Origin of the sequence: Mesorhizobium sp. M7A.F.Ca.MR.362.00.0.0 (genome assembly GCF_004023175.1) — a bacterium.
Lineage (GTDB): Bacteria > Pseudomonadota > Alphaproteobacteria > Rhizobiales > Rhizobiaceae > Mesorhizobium.
Genome location: NZ_RZTF01001145.1, coordinates 1 through 232, shown reverse-complemented (window position 1 = coordinate 232; position 232 = coordinate 1). Strand labels below are relative to the sequence as shown.

Genomic DNA, 232 nt, shown 5'->3' with positions numbered 1-232 from the left:
GCCTTTATCCTAAACGCTTGCATATATGCTACTTCTTCTATTTTTCGAGAAATAGCTTGTTCATCAAAGATTTCATTTATCAAAATAACCGGTTTGCTAGTTTGAATAGAAAGTTTTACTGTAGAAAAGATAATATCAAACTCATTTAGAAGTTCTTTTGTTACCTCTGTTTCTGAGAAAAGTTTTAATTCTGTCTCTTTATTGAGGATGCGCTGCAGCTGATTGGAGACTA

1 protein-coding gene is annotated in these 232 nt (G+C 32.3%); it reads right to left on the bottom strand.

The window, feature by feature from the left end; translation table 11 throughout:
* Nucleotides 1–232 (bottom strand): hypothetical protein (locus EOC06_RS40675; protein ID WP_206631484.1); only part of this gene is annotated, 232 nt, incomplete at both ends.